General features: G+C 67.2%; 5 protein-coding genes. 2 read left to right on the forward strand and 3 right to left on the reverse strand.

What is annotated here, in order from left to right; translation table 11 throughout:
* The first annotated feature begins 190 nt into the window (after positions 1 to 190).
* On the forward strand, positions 191 to 1186 hold the full coding sequence (locus tag AC56LK_RS25035) for a sialate O-acetylesterase (RefSeq protein WP_497187151.1): 996 nt from the start codon (positions 191 to 193) through the stop codon (positions 1184 to 1186).
* A gap of 12 nt (positions 1187 to 1198) precedes the next feature.
* Here AC56LK_RS25035 and gudD read toward each other — a convergent pair whose 3' ends face one another.
* The 3 genes from gudD to AC56LK_RS25050 all read right to left on the reverse strand — a co-directional run bounded on the left by gudD (position 1199) and on the right by AC56LK_RS25050 (position 6891).
* Positions 1199 to 2539, reverse strand: coding sequence for a glucarate dehydratase (gene gudD / locus AC56LK_RS25040; RefSeq protein WP_497187152.1), 1341 nt, complete (start codon positions 2537 to 2539; stop codon positions 1199 to 1201).
* Between the two features lie 27 nt (positions 2540 to 2566).
* Positions 2567 to 4411 (reverse strand): glycoside hydrolase family 2 protein, encoded by a 1845-nt coding sequence (locus AC56LK_RS25045; RefSeq protein WP_497187153.1) that lies wholly within the window; start codon positions 4409 to 4411, stop codon positions 2567 to 2569.
* 191 nt (positions 4412 to 4602) lie between these two features.
* Positions 4603 to 6891, reverse strand: a complete 2289-nt coding sequence (locus tag AC56LK_RS25050; RefSeq protein WP_497187154.1) for a TonB-dependent receptor — start codon at positions 6889 to 6891, stop codon at positions 4603 to 4605.
* A gap of 263 nt (positions 6892 to 7154) precedes the next feature.
* Between AC56LK_RS25050 and AC56LK_RS25055 the strand changes: the two genes are divergently transcribed.
* Positions 7155 to 9893 (forward strand): exo-rhamnogalacturonan lyase family protein, encoded by a 2739-nt coding sequence (locus AC56LK_RS25055; RefSeq protein ID WP_497187155.1) that lies wholly within the window; start codon positions 7155 to 7157, stop codon positions 9891 to 9893.
* Positions 9894 to 10303: the final 410 nt, after the last annotated feature.

The following is a 10303-nucleotide window of genomic DNA, read 5'->3' on the forward strand; positions in this document are numbered from 1 at the left end:
TTTGACAGACTGATTTGTTTGGCGACTATCAATCTACCAACATCAAACCTCCGCCACCACCTCCCGCTCAGTTCGTCAATCCCGTCTTCCCCCATTTCCCGCGAAGAACCAAAAAAAGGGCCAGCGTCCGACCTTTGGCGCCGAGGAGCATATCGCCGCCGCCGACCATCCCGACATCCGCCTGTTCAAGGTGGCCAGGACCAAGGCCGAGCGGCCGGCCGACGACGTCGAGGGTTCCTGGGTGATCACCTCCCCCGCCTCGATCGTGGCCAGCCAGTTCTCGGCCGCGGCCTACCATTTCGGGCGCCGCCTGGGGCAGGAGCTGGGCACGCCGGTCGGCCTGATCGACGCCACCTGGGGCGGCACCCGCATCGAATCCTGGACGCCGCCGGATCTTCTCGGGCCTGTGAATCTGCCCGCTGCGGTCAAGGACCGGCCGGCCTCGCTGTACAACGGCATGATCGCCGGCCTGGCGCCCTTCGCGCTCAGGGGCGCGCTCTGGTACCAGGGCGAGTCGAACATCCTCCACACCGACGACGGCCCGGCCTATACAGCGAAGATGGAAGCGATGATCGCCGGCTGGCGCCGCGCGTTCGGGCTGGAGCTGCCCTTCTACTACGTGCAGCTGGCGCCGCACCTGTATTCGGTGGTGCGTGCCGACCAGGTGCTGCACGGTGCCGAATCCTTGCCGCGCCTGCGCGAAGCCCAGGCTGACGCGCTACGCATCCCTGGTACGGCGATGATCGTCACCACCGACCTTGCCGACGACCTGCGCGATATCCACCCGCGCGACAAGCAGACCGTCGGGCTGCGCCTGGCCAACCTGGCGCTGGCCAAGACCTATGGCCGGCCCGGCGTCGAGCCTTTCGGCCCCACCTACCGTGCGCTGCGCTTCGCGGATGGGCGCGCGGTCGTCAGCTTCGACCACGCCCAGGGACTGGCGGCACGCGACGGCAAGCCGTTGGACTGGTTCGAGATCGCTGGCAACGATGGCAAGTTCCATCCAGCGCAGGCGCGCATCGAGGGCGGTGAAATCGTGGTGAGCAGCACGAATGTCGCGGATCCAAAACTGGTGCGCTTCGGCTGGCACGAGGCGGCGACGCCGAACCTCGTCAACCGCGCCGGCCTGCCTGCGCTACCCTTCCGGTCGGAACACCCGATTCCGTCCAACCCGCTATCGCGATAAAAAAGGCGGCCGTCAGCGCAGCATGCACGGCCGCTTGTTGTCGAACTTCCAGTCCGGAATCAGGAACTGCATCGCCGCGGCGTCGTCGCGCGCACCCAGGCCCATGTTCCTGTAGGCCTGGTGCGCCGCTTCCAGCGCATCCGGATCGAGCTCGATGCCCAGACCCGGCCTGGCCGGCACCCTCACCTCGCCGCCTTCGATGCGCAGCGGCTCCTTCGTCAAGCGCTGGCCGTCCTGCCAGATCCAGTGGGTGTCGATCGCCGTCACCTTGCCCGGCGCCGCGGCGCCGACGTGGGTGAACATGGCCAGCGAGATGTCGAAGTGGTTGTTCGAGTGCGAGCCCCAGGTCAGGCCGAACATCTCGCACAACTGGGCCACGCGCACCGAGCCCTGCATGGTCCAGAAATGCGGGTCGGCCAGTGGGATGTCGACCGACTGCAACTGGATCGAGTGCGCCATCTGGCGGAAATCGGTGGCAATCATGTTGGTGGCGGTCGGCAGGCCGGTGGCGCGGCGGAACTCGGCCATGACCTCGCGGCCGGAGAAACCGTTTTCGGCGCCGCAGGGATCTTCGGCATAGGCCAGCACGCCGTGCTTGTCGCGGCACAGGCGCACCGCTTCCGCCAGCGTCCAGGCGCCGTTCGGGTCGAGCGTGACGCGCGCCTCCGGGAAACGCTCGTGCAAGGCCACGGCGGCTTCCATTTCGGCGTCGCCCGCCAACACGCCGCCCTTGAGCTTGAAGTCCTGGAAGCCGTAGCGCGCCTGGGCCGCTTCGGCCAGCGCGACCACCGCCTCCGGGCTCATCGCCTCTTCATTGCGCAGCCTGAACCATGCGTCGTCCGCATCCTGCTCGCCGCGGTAGGCCAGGCTGGTCCTGGCACGGTCGCCGATGTAGAACAGGTAGCCCAGCATCGGCACCGCGGCGCGCTGCTGGCCTTCGCCCAGCAGCGCCGCCACCGGCAGGTTCATGAACTGGCCCAGCAGGTCGAGGAAGCTTGATTCCACCGCGGTGACGGCGTGAATCGTGGTGCGCAGGTCGAAGGTCTGCAGGCCGCGCCCGCCCGCGTCGCGGCTGGCGAAGGTGGTGCGCATGGCGTTCAGCACCGCGTTATAGTCGCCCAGCGACTTGCCGATGATCAGGGGACGCGCATCCTCGAGGGTCTGGCGGATCGATTCGCCTCCCGGCACTTCGCCCAGGCCGGTATTGCCGGCGCTGTCGGTAAGGACGACGATGTTGCGGGTGAACCAGGGACCGTGGGCGCCGCTCAGGTTCATGAGCATGCTGTCCTGGCCGGCGACGGGGACGACCCGCATCGCGGTGATGACGGGGGCGCCTGAGACGGGGGTGTTCATCGATGACTCCAAAGGTAGGTGATTCGCTTATTTCGTGCGGTAGTAGTCGGCCAGCACGCCGAAGGCCTGCTTGCGAACGCCCGTCTCGGACAGGATGCCCTTGCGGTTCCAGCCGTTCTGGAACACCGGATGCTCGCGGCGCGGCGAGCGGAAGTCCTTCAGGATCCAGGGCGACATGCCGCGCAGGGTCGGGATCTGTTCGGCCATCGCCAGGGTCTGGCGGTAGTACTCGGCCTGGTACTCCTCGGTGAATTTCTTCATGCCGTCGTTGCGATAGCCTGCGAGGGCGTCGGCGCCGAATTCGGACAGGATCAGCGGGCGGTCGGCCGGCACCTTCCATTTCAGCTTGGCGACGGCGTCGAGCTTGTCGGGGCCGTACCAGCCGGCGTAGGTGTTCACGGCCAGCACGTCGAGCTTGCCGGCCAGCGGATCATCGATGGCCAGCGCGTCGCCGTCGTGCTTGACCAGCAGCGCCGCGCTTACCAGGCGCGACGGGTCCAGCTGGCGCACGTTGTCCGCCATCGCGGCATGGAAGCGCGTGCGCGCGTCCGCCACCGGCGTCTCGTTACCGACGCTCCACATGATCATCGAGGCGCGGTTGCGGTCACGGTAGATGGTCTCGGCCTGCATCGCCAGCGCCTTGCGCAGCACCGCCGGGTTGTCCCAGTCGACCGTCCAGTAGACCGGGATTTCGCTCCACACCAGCAGGCCCATTTCGTCGGCCAGGCGCACTGTGGTCTCCGAATGGGGGTAGTGCGACAGGCGCACGTAGTTGGCGCCGAGGCCGTGCTTGATCTCGTGCAGCAGCGCGCGCGAGCTTGGCGCCGTCATGTTGCGCGCCGGGTTGGGGCCGAGCTCTTCTTCATGCAGCGAAATGCCGCGCAGCCAGACCGGTTTGCCGTTCAGGAGGATCTGGCTTCCTTTGACCTCGATGGTGCGGAAGCCGACGCGCTCATGCACTTCGTCCTGCACCGTATCGCTGGAAGTGCTGAAGCGCACGTCGTAGAGCATCGGCTTCTCGGGCGACCAGCGCTCCAGGCCTTTCGGGGGCGCCACCTCGAACACGGCGCGGCCGTTAGCGTCGGTGACGGCGCGGGCAGTGGCGAGCGCGCCGATCGCCACCGTCACCGCCTGGTTGGCGGCCTGCGCTCCCTGCAGGCGCACTTCGCCGGCGATGCGGCCGTCCGGACGCAGCTGGATCATGGCGTCGTCGATGAAAGTGGCCGGGGTCGTGATCAGCCGCACCGGGCGGGTGATGCCGCCGTACAGGTCCCAGTCGGTGATGAAGGTCGGGATCGATTGCGCGTCGTGGGTCGAATCGACGCCGACCACCAGGCGGTTGTCGCCGGCGCGCAGGGCCCCCGTCACTTCCAGGACGAAGGGGGTGAAGCCGCCCTCGTGGCGCCCCACTTCCTTGCCGTTCAGGTAGACGTAGGCGCGGTAGTTGACGGCTTCGAAGCGCAGGAAGGCGCGCTTGCCGCCCAGGGCCCCGGCGCCGAACTTGCGCTGGAACCAGACCAGGCCATCGTAGTAGCGCATCTCGGGCGTCGCGGCATTCCAGGCGCCCGGCACATTGATGATCGGGCCACGGTCGAGGTCGAACTCGAAGAAATCCACCCCGCCCTTCGCTTCGACGGCGGCGACGTCGACGTCGCGGTAGCGCTGCATGCGCGATTTCGCCACCCAGCCGTTGATGTCGGTGAGGCCGGTGCGGTACAGGTCCTTGGAATAGGTCCACTGGCCCGACAGGTCCTGGCTGTCGCGGGACAGCGCGCCGGTCAGGAGAAAGGCGGGCCGCAGGTCTTGCGCCGTGACGGGCAGGCTGGCGAGCGCGCCGATGAATATCCAGAATGCTGCGACGAGTGTTTTCATGGGTTTCCGTGGGATTTGCTTGGATGCACCGGTTCATCAGCCATGTGGGGATTGTACACGACGCTGATATATTAGTATACGTGCGCAGTATAGCGGGCAAGCCGCCCACCGTGCGCTCAAGTTCTTGATCAAAAAAAGACGCACGAACCGCGAGGTCCGTGCGTCAAACAGGAGACGCAACAGGAAACGGATCAGAACATGTACTTGACCCGCACGCCGAAGTAACGGTCCGCGTTGCGCGGCAGCGTCTGCGTCAGGACATGGACGCGGCCGAACACGTTGAAGTTGTCGCCGATGAAGCTGGCATAGCTCTTGTCGAACAGGTTGTTGACGTAAAAGGTGATTTTCACGTTCTGGGCCGGGTTCGTGAACGCGAGGCTGCCGTTGACGATGCTGTAGCCGCCCTGCTCCACCAGCGGATTGGCCGCCAGGTCGTAGTTGACCCGCGACTGGTACTGGTAGTTCAGGTTGGCGATGCCGCTGTAGCCGGTCTCGCCGAGCGGGAAATTGTAGGTCGCTCCCAGGTTGGCCTTGATGCGCGGGGCATTCGTGAGCCGCTTGCCGGACAGGTCCTGCACGGCGCCGTTACCGATCGCGATGCAGCCTTCCGCGGCCGACTGGCCCGGATAGCAGTTCGTGTTCGGGAACTTCTTGATGAGGGCATCGACCCAGGCCAGCGAGCCTTCCAGCAGCAGGGTATTGACCGGCTTGCCCTGCACTTCCAGCTCGACGCCGCGGGTACGCAGTTCGCCCACGTTGCTGACGATGTTCTCGCCGACGCCGCTGACCGGATCGATGCGGCGCGACTGCGCCTGGAAGTCTTCGTAGTCGGTATGGAAGGCGGTCGCGTTGAGCTGCAGGCGATTGCGCAGGAAGCGGCTCTTCAGGCCCAGTTCCCAGGCGCGGGAGGTTTCGGGCGCCACCGGCTGGCGCACGCGGCCGGCATTGAAGCCGGTCGACACGTCATAGCCGGCGCCCTTGTAGCCGGTGGCGAAGGAGCCGTACACCATCACGTCCCGGGCCAGGTCGTGCTGCAGGGCGAGCTTGCCGGTGGCCGCATCGTCGCGGCTGCGGCCGCTGAAGCTGACCGGCACGGCGGGCACGCGGTTGGTGAAATCGACCTCGATGGTTTCGCGGTTCAGGCGCAGGCCGGCGCTCACGCGGGTGCTCGGGGTGAAGCGGTATTCGCCCTGGCCGAAGGCGGCAAGGGTCTGGTTGCCGGCGCGCGCCTCCCAGTTCGCCACCGACAGGACCGGACCGCGCAGGTAGCTGCGCTCGGTGCGCGAATCGGCGTAATACAGGCCGCCGAGATAGCTCAGGGCGCCGTCGCCGTTCGAGGTCAGGCGCAGTTCCTGGGTCGACATGCGCGAGCGGTAGGGACCGCCGGCGACGACGCCGCCGTGCCGCGCGCCATTGGTCAGCGCGCCCAGCACGTCGAGGCTGGTGCCGTCGAAGTCGGTGAGGAAATCGAACTGCCAGTCCTGCCAGGTGCTGACCGAGGTCAGCGTATGACCGCCCAGCTTCCAGTTCAGGGTGGCGCTCAGGCTGCGGTTGTCGTGCTCGGCGAATCCCGGATCGTCGACGCGTACGTCGCGGTTGTCGGGTCCCGGGCTGATGCCGGCCAGGCCCGGCTCGATCGGCGCCACGCCCTGCTGGCGCGCGCCCGGCGGCACCACCCGGAAGCTGGTGACCGGTCCTTCGGTGCGGCGCTTGCTGTAGTCCGCGATCAGCCGGCCGTCGAAGCTGGACGACGGCTTGAAGTCCAGGCGCAGGCGCAGGCCCTTGCTGCGCTCGCCGTTCAGTTCGGCGCCGCTGAGCAGGTTGTCGATATCGCCCCGGCGTTGGCCGGCATAGGCGTTGAGGCGATAGCCAAGCTTCCCGTTCACGGGACCGGAGATGCCGGTCTCGACCCGCCGTTCGCCGTCGCTGGTCAGGCTCATCTGCACATGCCCTTCGCGCTCTTCGCTCGATTCTTTGGTGACGATGTTGATGACGCCGGCCGACGAGTTCTTGCCGAACAGGGTGCCCTGCGGACCGCGCAGCACTTCCACGCGGGCGATGTCGCTCAGGTTCGAGAATGCCTGCAGCTGTTGGATCACCGGCACGTCGTCGACGATCACGGAGACGGCCGACTCGATGCCGATGCTGAAGGCGAAGGTGCCGATGCCGCGCAACGCGATATTGTTGTTGTTCGGGTTCTCGTTGATGGTCAGCGCCGGCGCCACGCGGGTCAGGTCGCTGAAATCGTCGATCTGCTGGTTCTCGATGGCGCGGGCGTCCACCGTGCTCACAGCCACCGGCACGTTCTGCATCAACTGCGGCCGCTTCTGCGCGGTGACGGTCACGACCTGCAGTTCCTCCGCCGGCTGGGCGGCGCTGTCCTGGGCGTGGGTGGGAAGCGCGGTGGCCGCCGCCAGCAGCGCGACGGCGCTGGCGATGGCGGTACGGGATGAAATGCGGCGCGGGGGAACAAGATGCATCGTGTCTCCTTTATTGGAATATGTTGGCGGGCACCATCAAGCTAATACATTAGTGTTCTTGAACCTCAAGCACAAGCAGACTCCGCCATTACTCATCAAGTTGATTAATTGCCGGAAATCTATCGACCGCGCTGACACTCTCTACTACCATCATTCACGAACACTGATATATCAGTGGCGCACGGTCAAAGGCCTGGCGGCCGCGCCACTACCGCTAACCCCATTACAGGACCGGCGCGCCACGCAGCGGCCGGCACGCAGACATGACCCGACACACCCCTTCGCGCAGGCATTTCCTGCGCTCGGCCAGCGCGCTGCCCTTCCTTGCTTCCGTCCCCGGCCTGTCTCGGGCCGTCACGGCAAATACCACGACCAGGCCAGCCCCGGTCTCCGGCACCGCCCTGCGCTGGCTGGACGGCAAGTCGCCCGCCCGCTTCGAAGGCTGCACCCTGGGCGTGCCCTGGCCGCGCGGCACCCTGCGCCTGCCCGCCAACAAGCGCCTCGACTTCACGCTCGGCGGACATGGTCCGGCCATGCAGTCCTGGCCGCTGGCCTACTGGCCGGACGGCTCGCTGAAGTGGACCGCCCATGCGGTCGCCGGCGGCGCCGCGCTTGATGCCTATGACCTGCGGGCCGGGGCGCCGGCGCGCGGCACGGTCGCGGTCAAGGAAAAAGCGGACGGCGTGCTGATCACGGCCGGCGAGCTGGCGTGGAGCGTCCCCCGCAGCGGCGAGTTCCTGGTGCGCAGCGCCACGCGCGCCGGCCGGGTCACGATGCAGAACATGAAACTGGTGGCCCTGCGCCAGGACGGTCCGCAGCTGGAAGCCACGGGCAGCGTGTCGCGCCAGCCCTTCACCAGCAAGCTCACCAGACTGACGGTCGAGCAGACCGGCCCGGTGCGCGCCGTGGTCAAGCTCGACGGCTTGCACAGCGACGGCGCGCGCGACTGGCTGCCCTTCTCGGTGCGCCTGTATTTCTACAGCGGTTCCGACAGCGTGCGCATCGTGCATTCCTTTATCTTCGATGGCGACCCGGAGAAGGATTTCATCGCCGGCCTCGGCGTGACGGCCCAGGTGCCGATGACCGATCAGACGGTCGACCGCCACGTGCGCTTCTCGGGTGAAGGCGTCGGCGTCTGGGGCGAGGCGGTGCGGCCGGTGACCGGCCTGCGCCGCGATCCGGGCCAGGCCTACCGCGACGCCCAGGTGGCCGGCATGGCGCTGCCGCCGCTAGCCGGCATGGCGAAAGCGGTGCAGGACGGGCTGCAATGGATCCCCGAATGGGGCGACTTCTCGCTGGCACAGCTGTCGCCGGACGGCTTCACGCTGCAGAAACGCCTGCGCCCGGGGCGCGCCTGGATCGACGTGAACGCCGGCACCCGCAGCAAGGGCCTGCTGTACGCGGGCGGCGCATCGGGCGGCGTGGCGCTGGGCCTGAAGGATTTCTGGCAGCGCGCCCCGGCGGGACTGGACGTGCGCCGTGCCGACACCGGAATGGCGGACGTGACGGCCTGGATGTGGTCACCGATGGCGCCGGCCATGGACATGCGTTCCTACCGGGCCGAAGACGGCATGGACACCCACGAGAAGCAGATCGCCGGCCTGAACATCACCTATGAAGACTACGAGGCCGGCTGGGACTCGGCCGTGGGCGTGGCGCGCACCTCGGAGCTGCAGCTGTGGGTGCTGGGTGCAACGCCGTCGCACGAGGCCCTGTCGGCCATGGCCGAGCAGGTCGCCAACCCGGCGCGCCTGGTCTTGGGCCCGCAGCGCATCCACCAGTGCGGCGTGTTCGGCGACTGGGACCCGGTGGATGCCGGCACCCCCGCTAGAGCGCTGATCGAAGACCGCCTGGCCCTGCAGCTGGACCAGTACCTGCGCGAGACCGAGCAGCACCGCTGGTACGGTTTCTGGTCCTACGGCGACGTGATGCACACCTATGACAGCGACCGCCACATGTGGCGCTACGACATCGGCGGCTACGCCTGGGACAACTCCGAGCTCTCGACCGACCTCTGGCTGTGGTACAGCTACCTGCGCACCGGGCGCGCCGACCTGTTCCGCTACGCCGAGGCCATGACCCGCCACACCGGCGAGGTGGACGTCTACCACCTGGGCCGGTTCAAGGGCTTCGGCACCCGCCACGGTGTGCAGCACTGGTCGGACTCGTCGAAGCAGCCGCGCGTCTCGAACGCAGCCTACCGCCGCATCTATTACTTCCTGACGGCGGACGAGCGGGTCGGCGACCTGATGCGCGAACTGCTCGATTCGGACCAGGACCTGCACAAGGTGGACATCTCACGCAAGCTCAAGACGGCCGGCGCGCGCCCGGATGCCTTCATCGGGGCCTCCTTCGGCACCGTCTGGGGCTCGCTGATCGCGGCCTGGCTGGCGGAATGGGAACGCACCGGCGACCTGCGCTGGCGCGACAAGATCGTCAATGGCATGCGGAGCATCGCCGCCCTCAAGTACCAGTGGTTCGCCGCCGGCGCGCCCTATGACCACCGCACCGGCCGCTTCCAGGGCCCCGGCGACAAGGCATCGTTCTCCAACCTGAACGGCGTGTTCGGGGTGGTCGAGCTGAATTCCGAACTCCTGAGCCTGGTGGACGTGCCGGCCTACCGCAAGGCCTGGCTGCAGTACTGCCGCACCTACAATGCGCCGAAGGCCGACATCGAGGCGCTGCTGGGCCGCGACCCCGGCGGACGCGGCATGAGCGACACCAATTCGCGCATGACGGCCTATGCTGCGTATCAAGAGCGCGACCAGGCCCTGTCGCTGCGCGCCTGGCGCGAGTTCTTCGCCTCGGACTGGCTGAAGCAGGATAGCCAGCGCCACACGGTGCGCCGCCTGGGCGGCCCGGCCCTGCTGCGCCCCCTCGACGAGATGTCCGGCATCAGCACCAATGCTTCGGCGCAGTGGGGACTGGCCGCGATCCAGCACATGGCGCTGGGCGCAGATACGCTGGACGAAGCGGCGCGTGCCGCCGGGCTGGTCCGCTGATCGGAGCCGGCCGGCAGCCCAGTTGAAGCGTCCCGCCACCCCGCCCAGGCTGTAGCGGCCTGCGCCCAGGAAGATGAGCGCAATCGCGCTGCCCAGGTACATGCCCTGCAGCTCGAGGGCCCAGCCTCCGGTATTCGACATGGTGAAGAATTCGCCGCTATGGACCAGCAGCAGGGCCACCACCATGTTGATGGCGACCACCGCGGCGGCGGCGCGCGTGAACACGCCGACCAGGATCAGGAGCGGCGCCACCACTTCGCCGACGTAAACCAGGTAGCCGAAGGCGCCCCGCAGGCTAATGCCAGTCAGTTAAGCTGACTGGCATTTTTCATTGGAAACTTGGATCTGGGCTGTTTGACGACTCTTGGATAGGAGCGCGTTCGACGTTCCGGCAAGAGATAGGCACGTGC

The sequence above is a fragment of the Telluria sp. ZB4P36 genome, assembly GCF_059685865.1.

Coding starts and splice junctions, on each gene's coding strand:
- AC56LK_RS25055 (WP_497187155.1), top strand. CDS start 7,155: ATGACCCGACACACCCCTTCGCGCAGGCATTTCCTGCGCTCGGCCAGC.
- AC56LK_RS25050 (WP_497187154.1), bottom strand. CDS start 6,891: ATGCATCTTGTTCCCCCGCGCCGCATTTCATCCCGTACCGCCATCGCC.
- gudD (WP_497187152.1), bottom strand. CDS start 2,539: ATGAACACCCCCGTCTCAGGCGCCCCCGTCATCACCGCGATGCGGGTC.
- AC56LK_RS25045 (WP_497187153.1), bottom strand. CDS start 4,411: ATGAAAACACTCGTCGCAGCATTCTGGATATTCATCGGCGCGCTCGCC.